Annotated in this window: 14 protein-coding genes, 2 pseudogenes and 1 riboswitch; of the genes and pseudogenes, 10 read left to right on the top strand and 6 right to left on the bottom strand. The window is 41.4% G+C overall.

Annotated elements, in window-relative coordinates; all coding sequences use genetic code 11:
* The first annotated feature begins 5 nt into the window (after positions 1 to 5).
* The 10 genes and pseudogenes from LCU_RS02680 (at position 6) to thiT (ending at position 7,984) form a co-directional block, all read left to right on the top strand.
* On the top strand, positions 6 to 848 hold the full coding sequence (locus tag LCU_RS02680) for a DegV family protein (RefSeq protein WP_054644475.1): 843 nt from the start codon (positions 6 to 8) through the stop codon (positions 846 to 848).
* A gap of 130 nt (positions 849 to 978) precedes the next feature.
* Positions 979 to 1,560, top strand: a complete 582-nt coding sequence (locus LCU_RS02675; RefSeq protein ID WP_004270413.1) for a TetR/AcrR family transcriptional regulator — start codon at positions 979 to 981, stop codon at positions 1,558 to 1,560.
* Between the two features lies 1 nt (position 1,561).
* Positions 1,562 to 1,741 carry a zinc-binding alcohol dehydrogenase family protein gene (locus LCU_RS02670; protein WP_056966410.1) on the top strand — a complete coding sequence of 60 codons (180 nt, stop codon included), beginning with the start codon at positions 1,562 to 1,564 and terminating at the stop codon, positions 1,739 to 1,741.
* 94 nt (positions 1,742 to 1,835) lie between these two features.
* A pseudogene (locus LCU_RS02665) lies at positions 1,836 to 2,219 on the top strand (IS30-like element ISLpl1 family transposase); the annotation flags it as partial.
* Positions 2,220 to 2,298: 79 nt separating this feature from the next.
* Positions 2,299 to 3,368 (top strand): IS3-like element IS1163 family transposase gene (locus LCU_RS02660; RefSeq protein ID WP_112234043.1). Its coding sequence is split into 2 segments (ribosomal slippage): positions 2,299 to 2,527 and positions 2,527 to 3,368, totalling 1,071 coding nucleotides; the frame shifts between segments, so codons are not numbered across the junction.
* Between the two features lie 29 nt (positions 3,369 to 3,397).
* Positions 3,398 to 3,694, top strand: a pseudogene (locus LCU_RS02655) (IS30 family transposase); the annotation flags it as partial.
* A 2-nt stretch (positions 3,695 to 3,696) separates the two neighbouring features.
* The gene (locus tag LCU_RS02650) at positions 3,697 to 4,548 is read left to right on the top strand and encodes an NADP-dependent oxidoreductase (RefSeq protein WP_244924710.1); all 852 of its coding nucleotides are present in this window, start codon (positions 3,697 to 3,699) and stop codon (positions 4,546 to 4,548) included.
* Positions 4,549 to 4,553: 5 nt separating this feature from the next.
* Positions 4,554 to 5,387 (top strand): alpha/beta fold hydrolase, encoded by an 834-nt coding sequence (locus LCU_RS02645; RefSeq protein ID WP_054644474.1) that lies wholly within the window; start codon positions 4,554 to 4,556, stop codon positions 5,385 to 5,387.
* Between the two features lie 645 nt (positions 5,388 to 6,032).
* On the top strand, positions 6,033 to 7,094 hold the full coding sequence (gene xerS, locus LCU_RS02640) for a tyrosine recombinase XerS (RefSeq protein WP_004270419.1): 1,062 nt from the start codon (positions 6,033 to 6,035) through the stop codon (positions 7,092 to 7,094).
* 142 nt (positions 7,095 to 7,236) lie between these two features.
* Positions 7,237 to 7,333, top strand: a riboswitch (TPP riboswitch).
* Between the two features lie 48 nt (positions 7,334 to 7,381).
* On the top strand, positions 7,382 to 7,984 hold the full coding sequence (gene thiT / locus LCU_RS02635; protein WP_004270421.1) for an energy-coupled thiamine transporter ThiT: 603 nt from the start codon (positions 7,382 to 7,384) through the stop codon (positions 7,982 to 7,984).
* Positions 7,985 to 8,042: 58 nt separating this feature from the next.
* Here the strand turns inward: thiT and LCU_RS02630 are convergent, their stop codons facing one another.
* From LCU_RS02630 to pflB, 6 genes are all read right to left on the bottom strand, one after another.
* Positions 8,043 to 9,836 carry a heavy metal translocating P-type ATPase gene (locus LCU_RS02630; RefSeq protein WP_004270430.1) on the bottom strand — a complete coding sequence of 598 codons (1,794 nt, stop codon included), beginning with the start codon at positions 9,834 to 9,836 and terminating at the stop codon, positions 8,043 to 8,045.
* A gap of 98 nt (positions 9,837 to 9,934) precedes the next feature.
* A complete protein-coding gene (locus tag LCU_RS02625) occupies positions 9,935 to 10,288 on the bottom strand; it encodes a hypothetical protein (RefSeq protein ID WP_056966140.1) in 354 nt (117 codons plus the stop codon).
* A gap of 57 nt (positions 10,289 to 10,345) precedes the next feature.
* Positions 10,346 to 11,269, bottom strand: coding sequence for a manganese-dependent inorganic pyrophosphatase (locus LCU_RS02620; protein ID WP_004271208.1), 924 nt, complete (start codon positions 11,267 to 11,269; stop codon positions 10,346 to 10,348).
* Positions 11,270 to 11,322: 53 nt separating this feature from the next.
* Complete coding sequence (locus LCU_RS02615; RefSeq protein WP_056966137.1) at positions 11,323 to 12,288, bottom strand: LysR family transcriptional regulator; 966 nt, start codon at positions 12,286 to 12,288, stop codon at positions 11,323 to 11,325.
* Positions 12,289 to 12,399: 111 nt separating this feature from the next.
* The gene (gene pflA, locus LCU_RS02610; protein ID WP_089556762.1) at positions 12,400 to 13,218 is read right to left on the bottom strand and encodes a pyruvate formate-lyase-activating protein; all 819 of its coding nucleotides are present in this window, start codon (positions 13,216 to 13,218) and stop codon (positions 12,400 to 12,402) included.
* A gap of 104 nt (positions 13,219 to 13,322) precedes the next feature.
* Positions 13,323 to 15,584, bottom strand: coding sequence for a formate C-acetyltransferase (gene pflB, locus LCU_RS02605; RefSeq protein ID WP_004271209.1), 2,262 nt, complete (start codon positions 15,582 to 15,584; stop codon positions 13,323 to 13,325).
* Positions 15,585 to 15,692 lie beyond the last annotated feature (108 nt).

Here is a 15,692-nt window from a genome sequence, read left to right as displayed (position 1 = left end):
CTCATATGACAATTAAAATTGTAACGGACTCATCGATTCAACTGACAGCAGACGAACGCGCCAAATATGACATTCACATCGTCCCCTTAACGATTCAACAAGGAAATGAGTCTTTCATTGATGGACAAACCATTACCCGCGCTGAATTTTTAAGTCGCTTACAAAATGCAACGACCGATTTTCCAACAACAAGTCAGCCAACTGTCGGCAGTTTCGTCGATTTATATGATCAATTAGGGGCTGATGGTAGTACGATTCTATCGATTCATTGTACCGGCTTGTTAAGTGGCACAATCGAAGGGGCACACACAGCAGCCCACCAATCAACAAGTGACGTACACGTGATTGATAGTAAAGCAATCGACCGTGGACTTGCTTATCAAGTGGTTGCTGCCGCCCAAGACGTTGAAGCAGGGAAGCCTCTTGATGATATTATCGCGCATCTCGATGACATCCGTCGTAAAACCGAAACCTACGTCTTTTTAGATTCACTTGACGCGCTTCAACGCGGTGGTCGAATTAGTAGAATGGCCGGGCTATTAACGAAAATCATTAAACTCAAGGTAATTGTGCGCTTAACAGATACGGAATTAGAAGTCGTCGCAAAGGGGCGGGGACTAAAAGCTTTTACAAAAGAAATCAACAATATCCGTGAATACTTAGCCACCCAAGACGTTGCGGAAATCGGCATCTCACACGTCGGAATCACGGATGAACTATCCGCTAAGATCCAAGCAACGCTTGAAGAAACACAGCCCCATGTGCCTTATACAGTCGCACTAACCAGCCCGGTCATTATGAGTCACGTTGGCCTAGGGGCGTTTGGTATTTTCTATCGGACAAAATAACAGCTGACAAGAACGTCTCATTCGAGGCGTTCTTTTTTATTGCCCCTTAAAATTGCGCAAAATCTAGTTGCGTTATTTCAAAGAATCGTTTATATTAGAATGAACGTTCTAATAAGAGAGGAGCATCCAGATGCGGACAAAAACATTTGAAGCACCGGTTGTCTTAGACAAAGCCATGCTTGTCTTTTGGCAACAAGGCTATGAGAATACCTCAATGCAAAACCTAGTTGATGCAATGGGGATTCACCGGCGCAGTATTTACGATACATTCGGCGATAAACATGAACTGTTTATCCAAGTACTAGCACATTATCGTGACCAAATTAACGAGCGTTTCGAGCAAGTACTGGCAACACATACCGATTTAAGGTCGCGCTTAACAGCCATTTTTGAAATATTTATTGACCATCCGGATAACCAACCAGCCGGCTGCTTAGTGGTGAATACCGCGGCAACGTTAAATTCATTAGAACCAGACATCCAAACGCTGATTCAGCATTATTTAACCCAAGAAAAAGCACTGTTGCAGGCATTACTGATTGCCGGCCAGGCCGAACTAGAACCGTCTGTTGCAATTGATCTTTTAGCTGCATCGCTTCAAAGTGCGCTCATTGGTATCCGGGTCATGGCTAAAGTGAACCCAGATTCAACTACGCTAACAGCAATTGTGCAACAAACCCTACAAACACTCCCGTGGAAAGAGGTTTTCTAATATGAAAGCAGCTCAAATTAAAAAATATAATCAAACACTAGCTGTCACGATTCAAGAAATTGATCGCCCACAACCGCTAGCCAATGAAGTACTCGTCAAAGTCGCCTATGCAGCGGTGAATCCATTGGATCCAATGAATATCCGCGGCGATACTAAATTAATGCAAAACTATGCTTGGTAGATTGTAAAATTAATCCGAACGCTGTTCGGACAAAAAAGATCAGCTTCCTTTAAAATGGTGTTTACCACAAACCCATCTTTTAGGAGCTGATCTTTTGTCTAGTATAACCTATTCCGAACGAATTAAAATCGAAACCTTTTGTGAACTAGGGCTGTCCAATATCCAAATGGGCGTTCGGCTGAACCGATCACCGTCAACAATTTCTTATGAATTATCTCGATGTCAACCTTATCAGGCTGAATTAGCACAAACAGATGCCGAATACAAGCGATCACGATGTGGTCGGAAAACTAAGCTGAGCGATGGGTTAAAGCAAAAAATTCTCAACCATTTACGTCTAAGCTGGTCACCAGGAATGATTGCTCACGAATTTAAACTAGCTACTAAATCTATTTATAATTGGCTAAATCAGGGGAGAATTGGTTTCTCCTTGAATGATCTACCTGAACATGGCGTACGCCAACGGCGTAACGTTGACCTGCTCCTATCCTAGTATTTGGTACATAAATTTCTGAACAGTTGTGCCATAATTAATAAAACAAGATAGGAGCATTCCAATGAAACGATATCAAGATGATTTTAAAGCCAGCATTGTGAAGATGCATCGTGAAGAGAAAAGATCTATTCGCTCGCTTTCCGAGGAATACGGTGTTTCTCCAGCCGCAATTCATAACTGGGTTAAAGGCGCTAAATCAGTTGAGCTAGAAGACGGTACTGAAGTAACGTCCAAAGAATTCAAACAACTTCAAAAGGAAAATCAGCGATTAAAGGAGGAACTCGAAATTTTAAAAGCTGCGGCGGTGTTACTGGGAAAGCATTAGGACGAATTAATTGCCTTGTCTTCATAGAAGATCAGTTATTGCGACACCGCTTATCAATTATTCTTTCGGCACTGAAATTACCGCGCAGCACCTATTACCATTGGAAAAGATATCAACCTAGTCAACACGAACGTGTTGATAATCAACTCAAAGAAAAAATTAAATTGATTTGGGAAAATAATTATCGTGCCTATGGTTATCCACGAATAACGATGGTGCTTCGCAAGTCAGGCATCTGTGTTGGGTCAAAACGAATTTTACGATTAATGAGGGAAATGGAGATTCACTCTTTAATGAATCGGCGATTTAAAAAACCTGGCACTCATGTGGATCATTCACAACGCCCCAATTTAATCAAGCACCAGCCCAATGCAAGGATATGGCGTGCTGACATTACTTATTTGGAATTACGTCCAGGAACCTGGGTTTATCTCAGTTCTATTTACGAACCAAAGGTTCATCAAGTTCTTGCTTTCAAGATTGGTCGTCAGATGGAGGCGACGTTAGTTGTAGAAACGATTAATCAGGCGCTTGAATATCATCAAAAGCCACAATATTTTCACTCTGACATGGGTTCACAGTACACCAGCAACGAAGTTGAAACTTTACTTGAACGGCATCAGATTAGCCACTCATACTCAAAACAAGGTTATCCTTATGATAATGGGCCAATTGAAGCTTTTCACTCATTGTTGAAGAGAGAGTTTGCCTTTCAAACAACTTTTTCCAATTTTGAGGACTTGGTAATCCGAACCTCAAATTACATCAGTTGGTTTAATTCCGACAGAATTAGAACGAGTGTTTAGAAAAAGATGTGCCATTTATTGACATAGGAGCACACAGCTTTACTGTGGACCGTGGCACTGAGTTTAGTGGGCTAGTATCACTTGAATCACAATATGGTATTAAGACCTATTACTGCCATGCTTATACTCCAGCTGAACGTGGTAGTAATGAACGCTTTAATCGGAATTTACGTTATTTTTATCCTAAAGGGACTCGTTTTGAGCACATTAGTGCTCAAGATTTAACGACGACGTTACTCCAAATTAACCAGCGACCGCTTAAAATACTCGACTGGCAAACACCGTATCAGGTTATGCTGACAAATTTGTCCAAAAATTCGGATTAAATTTGCAATCTACCGCTTTACCACTGACTTTAGGCAATGAAATTGCCGGTGAAATCACAGCGATTGGAACAGACGTCACTGATTTCAAAGTCGGGGATCAAGTCTATGCGCGTTTACCATTGGCTAAAATCGGTGGCTTTGCTGAATATGTCGCGGTTACCACCGATGCAATCTGGTACACGCCAAAGGATTTATCGCTACGTGAAGCCGTTGCAATCCCACTGACTGGCTTAACGGCTTATCAGGGGCTATTTGAGGAATTGGCAGCCCAACCGAACCGAACGCTGTTTATCCCTGGTGGTTCAGGCGGTTTCGGTCCAATAGCCGTCCCAATCGCAAAATCACTAGGCTTAACCGTGATTGTTTCAGGCAATGCAGCCGCGCGAGATCACATTTTGAATTTGGGTGCTGACCAATATATCGATTACAAAACAACCGATTACTGGGAAGTTTTAGATCAAATCGATTACGTGATTGATACACGCGGTGGAGCAGATATTGAACGTGAAATGGCGATTATGAAGCCGGGCGGGCGGATTTTAAGCTTGATTGCTGGTCCAAACAAACAATTCGCTAAACAATTGCAATTACCATTTTGGAAGCAACTCTTATTCTCGTTGGCCGGGCGGAAATGGGATCGCCTCGCTAAAAAAGCGGGCGTTGAATATCGCTTTATTTTCGTTCGTTCAGATGGTGCCCAACTCAAAAAAATCACTGAAATTGTTGAACAACAAGCGATTGTACCAGCCATCGATCCGCATCAATTCGATTTAGCACACGTTAAAGAGGCACTAGAACTTGTTGCTCACGGCCATCCAACTGGTAAAGTGGTGATTAAGGTTCAAGCGGGCTAATCAAGATGACTTATCTAACAACCCCCAACCAATTTATTCAAGATCAACAAGGCCAACGGTTTGCTTACCGCGAAGTGGGTACCGGTCGCGGCTTACCACTTGTTTTATTGAATCACTTATCAGCCACTTTAGATAACTGGGACCCTGCATTAATTGACCTGATCAGTCAGCAACGACGCGTGATTGTCTTTAATAATCGTGGTGTTGGTTTCTCGGATGGCAAAGTCCCCACGACGATTGAGCAAATGGTAGCTGATTGTTATGCTTTTATAACAGCTATGCAGCTCACTCAATTCGATTTACTTGGATTATCGATGGGTGGTTTTATTGCACAGGCCTTCACTTTAAAATACCCCTCAAGCGTTAATCACTTAATTTTAGTCGGAACAGGTCCCCAGGGTGACTCAGAAATCGCCAAAGTGGGGCGCATAACAACTTTTGACTTAATTCGGTCCTTCTTAACGCATAGAGACGTTAAGGAATACCTCTTCTTCACCAGAACGCCCCAAGGCAAACAGGCTGGTAAAGCGTTCATTAACCGGTTAAAACAGCGTGAAATTGTTGAAGATAAAGCCATTACGTTAGCCACTTATCGTCGTCAATTAATAGCAATTAAACAGTATGCGCACGATCAACCGGCAAACCTGGCACAAATTAACCAACCAACATTGATTGTCAACGGCGATCACGATCGAATGGTACCTGTTAATGGTTCATATGAATTACATGAACGGATTTTAAATTCCCAATTAAAACTTTACCCAGATGCTGGTCATATGGCGTTATTCCAAAATCCAAATGACTTTGCAGCTTTGTTGGCTCAGTTTTTAAATCACTAATTACAGAAGCGTCATTTTAATATGGCGCTTTTTTGCTGCGCTTAAACGCTGGTGACGAGTGGGTAGGCTTAGTTAATTTTTTAAATCTATTTTAGTTTACATAATATATATTATGCGAAGAAACGCTTATCCCTTGAAAGAGCGCTAAAATAACCACTTATTATCCAACATCATTCAATTGATTTGATGAACCGCACTTAACGCGTTTGTTTTTTACACTGCACGATTCATAAACTATTACAAGTTACTCAACGCCAATATGATGAATCAAACTGACTGGCCAACCGATATCGCCAAACTTAACTTTAAATGCAGAATTCATCTAAGCTCAGGCACAAATCCGTGATTAATCTGACGATTATGCCAGATTTTAATTGGTAAATACGCATATTAACACATCTTAGCCTTAAAACTCACATATCAAATCGTTAAAAAAGGCCTTAAACGTTGATATACCAGCTTTTAAACGGAATAAGGATCTTTAGGTTGCTGTGCAGATAGTCGAATAAGACCATCTGATCATCAGTTCGCGGAACGGTTTGCAATACAAGTGTTGTTAAAATTATGGTTTTAACAACACTTGTAGTATTCTCACCTCATTTTTGCTAAACTATCTTTAAACTGCTAATTAAGGAGTCTTCCATCATGGATCAACAACGTTACTTAGAACTCTGCGAAAAGCAACTCGCCAATCTTCCGGATTACATTCGTAAATTCTACATTAACCGCCAGGCAAACGCCTACTCTTCTGCAACGCTCTATCAATACTTACAAGAATACGTTCGCTTTTTCACCTGGTTAGTTGATGAACAGATCGTCGTGGTCCCCTCTATCGACCAGATGCCACTGACCGCACTCGAAAAAATGAAACTCGAAGATATTGAGCTCTACAAGATTTTTCTAATGAATAAGCGTAAACAAAATAACCATAAGCTCTCCTTTCAAGCCGTTAACCGCTCGATTAACGCATTAAATGCGCTCTGGTACTTCTTAACCATTGAAGCCGAACAAGCTGATGGTGAGCCTTATTTTTACCGAAACGTCATGAAGAAGGTGAAACTACTTAAAGCTTCAGAAACAATGGCGACACGTTCACGACACATCAGCAAACAACTGCTGACCGGTGAAAAGAAACACGACTTCATCACCTTCATGCAAGTTGATTACCCTAACTTGCTTTCTAATCGCCAACTGGCATCATACAAGCAAAATTGCGAACGCGATATTGCCATCTGTGTACTGGCGCTGGCAACGGGCATCCGACTATCAGAGTTGGCCCAAGCCAACATCAACGATTTGAATCTTGAACAACTTACAATTACCGTGATCCGTAAAGGCGGACAGCAAGATACTGTCCCAATTGCTCCGTGGAGTTTACCTTTTTTAAGGGATTACTGCCAGATTCGTAAATCACGCTATCTAAAAGAAGATAATGAACAAGCCTTATTTGTCAGTCGCTATCGTGGCAGCGCCAAGCGTATGAGCAACTATGCCATTGAAAAGTTAGTCGCGAAGTATTCTGAAGCATTTGGCGTGCGTCTCACACCACACAAGTTCCGCCATACACTTGCCACTGATCTCATGGCGGCAACTCATAGTGAAACAATTGTTGCGACCCAACTAGGCCAAACGACCACGCAAGCTACTCACTTATATACGCACGTCGTTGCTGATGAACAACGCTCGGCAATGGACCAGCTTGAATAGCCACTATTAGTGCTCTTCTTGGCAACGATTATCAATGTCGTTCTAACAGTCATTTGGTTTACATCAATTCGTCGATTTACACATTGCTTGACTTATACCAGCTATCGAGTATACTGAAAGCGTTCCTAAAAATTAAATGTTAACCATCGCAAAGGGGAGCCATTGGCTGAGAGTGATTTTAATCAGACCCTTCGAACCTGTTTGTTAAGACAAGCGTAGGAATTGTGATGGAGTTGAAATGATAACTCCTTTTTTGTGTTGGTTGAACAAGAAAAGGGGTTATTTTTATGCAACATCAGCGTCTATTGATTCAGATTGAAGGGGCAATCATCGCGGCATTTGCCGTGGCATTGGAATACATCCCCCATACAGTGGGGCCTTCCGCAATCGAAGTCTCCTTTGGGATTATCCCTATTGTAATCTACAGTTTACGCCGTGGTGCCATTCCTGGAATGGTCTCCGGCTTAATCTGGGGTCTACTAGACTTAATCTTACGTGGATTAGGAAACGGTAGTGTCTTGAACGTATGGCAAGGATTGCTAGAATTTACCATTGCCTTCATGGTTGTTGGTTTAGCAGGTATCTTACAACGACCTATTCAAGCAAGTATTCAAAATCATACAAAAGTCAAAACGATGACCCTTTTATGGATGGCCGCATTTTTTGGTACTTTTGCAAAATACTTCTGCCACTTCTTAGCCGGTGCCGTTTATTGGGGCTCATACGCTCCCAAAGGTATGAATGCTTGGCTATACTCACTCACTGTTAACGGTGGCAGCTTTATCGCTAGCTTCATTCTAACCGGCATCGTTCTATGTATTTGTTTAGCCATGGTGCCTAAGTTATATTTACCAAAAGACATGGTTTTACACGTACAATCTGAAAAATAAACAAAAAAAGAGCCGTATTAACACTTGAATGGTGTTAATACGGCTCTTTTTAATTCCCTTAACGATCCGTTCTAGCTCGTAATGCATATAAGATTGAAACTGTATCGACAACCTCTTGGAATAAAGCCCCCACTAATGCTGGAACAATCCCGGTGCTGGCAATCAACATTAACCCAATACAGATTGCAATCCCAATCAAAACCGCCTGGCGAGCAACGCGCATCGTGTCACGCGCGATTTGAACGGCACGACTAACCCGTCCTAAATCATCTTTTAGAATCACCACATCCGCTGATTCACTTGCGGCTGTTGCGCCATGGGCCCCCATCGCAATCCCGACATCAGCACTTGCCAGTGACGGTGCATCGTTGACCCCATCACCAACCATAATTAGTGGGCGTTGGTCTTGCGGTACTTGTTCAATTAAATGAATCTTATCGACTGGCAGACAGCCTGCATGGACGTCATCAATTCCGACTTGTTCCGCAATCTGGTGCGCAGTTGTCGCTTGATCGCCTGTCAACATCATCAAACGCGTAATCCCCAGTTGATGGAGCGTCTGCATCGTGGCCGGTGCTTCTGGTCGTAAATGATCGATAAACGTAATGTACCCCGCATATTGATCATTGATCGCAACGTAAACAGTGGTTTGTTCTTGCAGAGGCTGTTGCGCATCTGGCGTCACGAATTGATGTTTCCCAACACGAACCGTTTGTCCAGACGACAGCGTCGCAACTACCCCAGCGCCCGTTGCTTCTTTTAATGTTTCAATTGGTTGTAATTGTTCTACCTGTGCCGCTTTAACAAGTGACCGTGCTAAAATATGCGAAGATTCTTGCTCCGCACTAGCCGCCAATTGCAATAAATCGGTTGGTGCGATACCAATCACTGGCACAACTTGGTCAACCGTCAATTGACCATTCGTAATTGTTCCAGTTTTATCAAACGCTGCTGATTTAGCAGACGCTAATTTTTCAATTGTTGTGCCAGCCTTGACAATAATCCCGTTTCGACTAGCACGACTCATCCCTGAGATTAACGCGATAGGCGCTGCCAATATTAATGGGCACGGCGAAGCCACGACAAGCACTTCTGCAAACCGTACTGGATCCTTAGATAACCACCAAGCTACTCCAGCAATCACATACGCAACTAATGTAAATGGCACGGCATATCGATCAGCTAAGCGCACAAAATGCGCTGGTTGTGCCGCAGAGGTCTCTACAAGCCGTACAATTGCTTGATATTGGCTATTAACGGCTAATTGGTCAACTTGCATGGTAACCGACGTATCGCCGTTCACAGAGCCTGACATGAGCTCATCATTTAGTGCTTTTTCAACGGGGCGTGATTCACCCGTTAACGATGATTCATCGAATAAAGCACTTCCTGCAATAATATGCCCATCAACAGGGACCAATTCGCCAGGTTTAATAATCACTTGATCACCAACTTGAAGCTTATCGACTGAAACATCTTCGACCGCATCATTAACAAGGCGATGCGCTGTTTGCGGAGAATTATCAAGTAATGTCTTTAACTCACGGCCTGCTTTATGCGCTGCATAGTCTTCCAATGAGTCGCCACCAGTTAACATGACCAAGACCATTAATGCTGCCCAATATTCACCGACCGCTAACGTCGCAATAATAGCGGTAATCGCTAATAGATCCACCCCGTATTGACCAGATTTTAGCGTTTTAATCATCTCAATAAACATCGAGAGCGCTACTAAGCTCCCCGCTAAACTCACTAAAATCTGTGCCCACAATGGCTCATGTAGCAAAAACGCCAAGCATAGCGCAATCACACCCACACTAATTGTTAAGGCAAACTTGATGGTATGTTTCATCGTCAATCGCTCCTTCTTATGAATTCATTTACATTATAACACATTTTTAGTTAGATTAGAATAATTCCAATCTGGTGGCACACAAAAAAGCCCCCAAATTAATGAGGGGTCTTTTTTGCAGATAGTTGGTTTATAATAGCAGTCTGCACGGCAGTCATCGCTGCTAATAATAGAGTCATTCGTTTTATCACGGGTGATGTTTTTTTTTGATTAGAGAGTGCTTTTTCAGTTTTATGAATAATCGATTCAATCGGGGCTTGTGCCTCGACTAAGGGTTCGACTGTTATGTCTGTGTGCCCGTTCAATAAATCACGACCAACTTCTAATGCGTAAAGCCTATTTTTTAATAAAGTAAATTGAGCCGAACCCGCTACAAACTTCAGCTGACTCTTTTGGCAATTTCGAATGGTCGCTTCAATCACTTGAATTGCATCAATGCTTTCCTCGGTCATTTACCTATCCTCCTAATAAAAAAATAAAGCCCCGAAGGACTTTATTATTAATCGTTATTAAAATGCTTCTGTTAATTGTGGAACCACTTGTTTCTTACGTGAAACAACACCGGCTAATTGTGCACGATGGTTGTTCAATTTTACGTTGAAAGCTTTTTCAAAGGCTTCTGCTGGTTCACCGATAACAAGCGCTTCTGAGTTACTGTTTAAGATGTCAGTAATCAAAAGTACGAATAAGTCGTAACCATTAGCTTTGTTGTCTGCTTCGATAGCAGCTTCAAAAGCAGCTTGGCGTTTGAAGACCGCTTCGATATCAACTGTATTCACTTGATCGATACGCACTTTTTTACCAGCCATATCGAATGTTTTAGCATCTGCTTCAATTAATTCAGCTTCGCTCTTATCATCTAAGTTAGTGCCCGCTTTTAACATTTCAAGACCATATGATTCGAAATCAATATCAGCAATTTCAGCCAATGTCTTAATCGCAATCCGATCTTTTTCAGTTGTTGTAGGTGATTTCATCAACAACGTATCTGAAATGATAGCACTCATCATTAAACCAGCTAATTGAGCTGGAATTTCAACTTTGTTTTCGTTGAACATTGATAATAAAATTGTGCTGGTACAGCCAACTGGTTCAGCGCGGTAGAATAATGGGCTGACTGTTTCGAAGTTTGCAATTCGATGATGATCAACAACGTGCGTCACTGTTAAATCTTTGATATCGGCAACACTTTGTTGGCTTTCGTTATGATCAACCAACATCACACTGTCAACTTCACTGCTTGCTTCTTTAATGATGCGAGGGGTTGCTGCTGCAAAATGACGCAATGCATAGCTTGTTTCTTCATTAGGTTCACCTAGCGCAACGGCTTCTACGTCGTTTCCTAGTTGTTGTTGAAGATAAGCAAACGCCATTGCCGCAACAATTGCGTCTGTATCTGGGTTTTGGTGACCGAATACTAATTCTTTACTCATATTTATACAGACCTTCCTTTTAAAAAAATAACATCCTAATTATACCAAAAATATTAGACGATTCTACGGTTTTGCTCTCTAATCCGTGTTAAATAATCTTTTTCTTCTAAATAATGGTCGAATTCACGGAAAAAGCTATTAATCCGTGGAATATCTTCCTTTTCCTTGCGGAAGACAAAAGCTAATTCGAACTGAATGGCCGGATCAAATTGAACCGCGTTTCCCTTAAGTCCCAAATTATGTGCTTCATAAAAACTCTTTGGTAAAGCTGTACTTAATTCAGTTGCTTCAGCAAAACGCATGATTTCAAATGGTGATGTGAATTGAGCCGCACTCACTGGACGATCAACCAATTGATTCTTATAGGCTTCACTGATGAATTGATTTAAATAGTATTCATCTGGGTATGTCACCCATTTATTATCTAATGTATCTTTAAAACGGATCTTCTTACGCGTCTTTAAAGCAGGATCTTGGCTGATAAAGAGTAAGCGTTCATCCACAATCTTATGTGACTTATAAGGTTTCCAGTTCTTAATGCTGTCATCTGGCAAATACATAATGGCAATATCAATTTTATTATTTTCAAGTCGGTCCCAGATTTCTTTCCGAGTCAATAAGTGCATGCTGACTTCGATGTCAGGAAATTGTTTATAGTATTGAATTAAGAAGGATTGGATAACACTGATTTCCATCGATGCTAAAATCCCAATATTAATCTTACCGCGCGTCGCACTCGTTGAACTTTGAATTTCATCCGTCGCAGTATTTAATAAATCATGAATCTGATGGGTAGCATCCAACATCGTCCGACCAGCATCCGAAATATGTAACTTCTTGCCGACTGAATAAAATAAAGGCGCCCCGACTATCCGTTCTAATTTTTTAATCTGTTGGGTTAAAGCAGGTTGCGTGATACCGAGTAGTTGTGCCGCTTGGGTATAATTCATCGTTTCCGCTAACTGTAGGAAATAGGTTAATGTTTTAGAGGAGAAGATATTTTCTTGTCTTGTTTTCATTTTCAAATCTCCGTTCTTTAGTTTACGCCTATCATTATAATAATAAAGATATAAAAAAAGAGCAACCCCTTTCGTTGCTCATTCTTATTAAAGGCTTAAAATTTTCTTATGTTAGCGTTGCTGCTTTGGATAGTCTGCTGTATGCAATAGACGCTCCGCATTGACAACGCGATCGTGGGTCGGTGGTTCAATCCCCGCTAACGGATATTTAATCCCCATCTTTTCGTATTTCACGATTCCCATCGTATGGTAGGGCAACACTTCGACTCGGTCAACATTGTTTAACGTTTGAATATAATCCCCTAGACGAGTGAGATACTCATCGTAATCCGTCCGTTCTGGAATCAAGACGTGCCGAATCCACATATGATGACCATGATTTGACATATATTCAATCATTTCTAAAATATGTTCGTTAGAAAAGCCGGTTAACTTTTTGTGCCCCGCTGGATCAATATGCTTAATATCGACCATTGAAAGATCGGTATATTTCATCAATTCTTTGAATTTACTAAAGAAGGGTTCTTTATACGTAAACGGCTGCCCACAAGTATCCAAACAGGTATTAATCCCTTGTACCTTACACTTTTTAAATAAATCAATTAAAAAATCAATTTGAATTAAGGATTCACCACCGCTACAGGTAATTCCGCCATCTTTACCCCAGAAGGCCTTATATGGCAGTGCCTTTGCGATTAATTCGTCTGCGGTATAAGCTTCTCCGCTACCAATATTCCACGTATCTGGATTATGACAGAATTCGCAACGCATGCGACAGCCTTGTAGAAAGGCGACAAACCGAATTCCGGGACCATCCACTGAACCAAATGTTTCAATCGAATGAACATATCCAATTGGCACCTCTGGTGTTATCGGGGTTTCTGGAACAACATTTTCAGTTGATAACCGTGTTGTAAATTTAATTGCCATTTCACTTTCACCTCTTAAAAGAAAAGCTATGCTTTCTGGTAAAGTCGTTAATTCGCGTTAACGACCTTACCAGAAAGCGGATATTGCTATCCACTTTCGTTAGATTACATTTCGTCAAAGAACGTTCTTGAGATAACGTCGTCTTGTTGTTCCTTCGTTAAATCAGCGAAGTAGACACAATAACCTGAAACCCGAACCGTTAATGTTGGGTATTCTTCTGGATGTTGTTGTGCATCCATTAAGGTTTGCTTATTAAAGACGTTGATATTTAAATGCATCCCTTGATTAATCATGTAACCATCGACCATGTTCACAAGCGCGTCTTTACGTGCTTCATCATCATGCCCTAATGTATTTGGTGTGACACCAAACGTATTTGAAATCCCATCAGTTGCATAACGGTATGGAATCTTCGCAGTTGAAAGTAATGATGCTAAAGCACCGTTCTTTTCAGCACCGTATGCTGGGTTAGCACCTGGTGAGAATGGTTCGCCAGCTTGACGACCATTTGGTGTTGTCCCAGTATTCTTACCATACACAACATTTGATGTGATTGTTAAAACAGATGTTGATAATTTTGAGCCACGATATAAATGATGCGTATTCATCTTCGTATAGAAAGTCTTCACTAACCATTTAGCGATATCGTCAGCGCGGTCGTCATTGTTCCCATAACGTGGATAGTCTGGATTTTGCGCTTCGAAATCGACTGCCATACCGTCTTCATCACGGATAACTTTAACTTGGCCGTATTTAATCGCTGAGATTGAATCAACCGCATGTGATAGACCAGAAATACCAGTCGCAAATGTCCGGTCTAAACGACTATTCTTCAATGCCAATTGTGCTGATTCATAGTAATACTTATCATGCATGTAGTGGATGGTGTTTAAAGCATTAACGTAAACGTCTGCTAACCAATCTAACATCTTATCGTATTTACCCATGAATTCTTTGTAATCAATGATTTCACTTGTAATTGGTTGATAAGCTGGGCCGACTTGAGCTTTGCCTAATTCATCGATCCCGCCGTTAATTGCGTAAAGGATTGTCTTAGCCAAGTTAGCACGCGCACCAAAATATTGAACGCCGTCTGCAATTGGTTGTGCAGAAACACAGCATGCAATCCCATAATAGTCACTCCCCCATTCATTACGCATCAAATCATCGTTTTCGTATTGAATCGTTGAACTCTTAATTGAAACTTCTGTTGCATAGCGCTTGAAACCTTCTGGTAAGCGATCTGACCAAAGTAAGGTGATATTAGGTTCTGGAGCAGCACCCATATTTTCCAATGTCTTCAAGACACGGAAGGCAGTCTTAGTGACATGATGACGACCATCCATACCAATCCCACACATTGATAATGTTGCCCAGATTGGATCACCTGAGAATAATGAATTATAATCTTCTGTCCGAATGAAACGAACCATCCGTAACTTCATGACAAAATGGTCAACCATTTCTTGCGCTTCAGCTTCTGTAATTAAGCCCCGCTCTAAATCACGTTGGATAAAGATATCCATCGTTGTATCAATCCGGCCAACTGACATCGCAGCCCCGTTTTGTGTCTTAATAGCGGCTAAGTAACCGAAGTAAATCCATTGAATTGCTTCTTGGGCATTCTTAGCAGGTCTTGAAATATCAAAGCCATAGCTAGCAGCCATTTTCTTCATATCTTGTAAAGCACGATATTGTTCATTGATTTCTTCACGAAGACGAATGACATCGTCTGTCATTTCACCGTCGCCAACACCATTAAAGTCACGGACTTTTTCTTCAGCTAAACGATCAATCCCATAGACTGCAATCCGTGGTAAGTCAGGAATAATCCGACCACGTGCATAGGCATCTGGAAGGCCCGTAATAATCTTGTAGTGACGTGCTTTACGCATGTCTGGTGTATAAGCATCAAAAACACCTTGATTATGTGTCTTGCGGTATTCGTTAAAAATCTTGTGTTGTTCTGGATCAGTCTTAAAGCCGTATGCTTCCAAGGCATCTTCGGCCATCCGAATCCCACCAAATGGCATGAATGCGCGTTTTAATGGGGCATCAGTTTGTAATCCAACAATCTTTTCAAGATCCTTGTTTAAATAACCAGGGCCGTGTGACGTAACTGTTGCAGGATTATCATTGTCTGCGGCTAAAACGCCACCTGCTTCACGTTCTTGTTTCTTCAATTCCATTAGTTGATCATTTAACGTTGTTGTTGCTTCGGTTGGACCAGCTAAGAAACTTTCATCACCGTCATAGGCAGTAAAGTTTTGTTGGATGAAATCACGAATATCAATTTCATCTTGCCAGTCACCTTTGTTAAAGCCGTCCCAATAGTCGGCTAAGTTAATTTTTTCGGTTTTTACCATGTGGATTACCTCCATTAGTCAAGTGTTGTTTATCACAGTTTTCACAATTTTAGTATAACACATCACATAGTTTATGCAAGCCCTTTCTTTTTGATTGTTTAGAAACTC

This window comes from Latilactobacillus curvatus JCM 1096 = DSM 20019 (assembly GCF_004101845.1).
Classification (GTDB): domain Bacteria; phylum Bacillota; class Bacilli; order Lactobacillales; family Lactobacillaceae; genus Latilactobacillus; species Latilactobacillus curvatus.
Note: the sequence above shows the minus strand (reverse complement) of the source record. Positions and strands in the feature narration are given on the sequence as shown.

Bases quoted from the DNA above. Each gene is read 5' to 3' on its own strand.
- LCU_RS02625 (WP_056966140.1), bottom strand. From the start codon at position 10,288: ATGACCGAGGAAAGCATTGATGCAATTCAAGTGATTGAAGCGACCATT.
- LCU_RS02645 (WP_054644474.1), top strand. From the start codon at position 4,554: ATGACTTATCTAACAACCCCCAACCAATTTATTCAAGATCAACAAGGC.
- LCU_RS02630 (WP_004270430.1), bottom strand. From the start codon at position 9,836: ATGAAACATACCATCAAGTTTGCCTTAACAATTAGTGTGGGTGTGATT.
- xerS (WP_004270419.1), top strand. From the start codon at position 6,033: ATGGATCAACAACGTTACTTAGAACTCTGCGAAAAGCAACTCGCCAAT.
- LCU_RS02680 (WP_054644475.1), top strand. From the start codon at position 6: ATGACAATTAAAATTGTAACGGACTCATCGATTCAACTGACAGCAGAC.
- thiT (WP_004270421.1), top strand. From the start codon at position 7,382: ATGCAACATCAGCGTCTATTGATTCAGATTGAAGGGGCAATCATCGCG.
- LCU_RS02675 (WP_004270413.1), top strand. From the start codon at position 979: ATGCGGACAAAAACATTTGAAGCACCGGTTGTCTTAGACAAAGCCATG.
- LCU_RS02620 (WP_004271208.1), bottom strand. From the start codon at position 11,269: ATGAGTAAAGAATTAGTATTCGGTCACCAAAACCCAGATACAGACGCA.
- LCU_RS02670 (WP_056966410.1), top strand. From the start codon at position 1,562: ATGAAAGCAGCTCAAATTAAAAAATATAATCAAACACTAGCTGTCACG.
- pflA (WP_089556762.1), bottom strand. From the start codon at position 13,218: ATGGCAATTAAATTTACAACACGGTTATCAACTGAAAATGTTGTTCCA.
- pflB (WP_004271209.1), bottom strand. From the start codon at position 15,584: ATGGTAAAAACCGAAAAAATTAACTTAGCCGACTATTGGGACGGCTTT.
- LCU_RS02615 (WP_056966137.1), bottom strand. From the start codon at position 12,288: ATGAAAACAAGACAAGAAAATATCTTCTCCTCTAAAACATTAACCTAT.